Source organism: Streptomyces sp. B1866 (assembly GCF_031932565.1).
In the GTDB taxonomy this organism is placed as follows: Bacteria; Actinomycetota; Actinomycetes; order Streptomycetales; family Streptomycetaceae; genus Streptomyces.
This window is the reverse complement of the sequence record NZ_JAVSCF010000659.1, coordinates 1-320: the sequence shown is the minus strand read 5'-3', so window position 1 is coordinate 320 and position 320 is coordinate 1. Positions and strand designations below refer to the sequence as shown.

Sequence of the window (320 nt, the reverse complement as noted above, 5' to 3'; positions counted from 1 at the left end):
GTGCGACTCCGGCCGGTGCGGCTCCGGCCGACCCGCGGCGCCTGGGCGAGGCCGCGGCCGGACCGGTCGGCGACGGCGCGGCGGAGCCCGTACCGGCCGAGGAGGCCCCGGCGCCCGCCGAGGCCCCCTTTGAGGACGCCCCGGCGGCCATGGCGGCCGAGGCCGCGGCCACGCCGCCGCCCGGGTTCGGCCCGCCGGAGGCGTTCGGCCCGCCCGAGGTCACCTCCTTCGACGAGACGCCGGCCGGGACGCCCGCGGTCCCCAGCGTGCCCGGCGTGCCCGCGGCCGCCGTCGGCGCGGGCGGCAGCGGCCCGTTCGGC

Annotated in this window: 1 pseudogene; it reads left to right on the top strand. The window is 84.7% G+C overall.

From position 1 onward, the window contains the following. Positions 1-320, top strand: a pseudogene (locus RKE29_RS30930) (hypothetical protein); the annotation flags it as partial.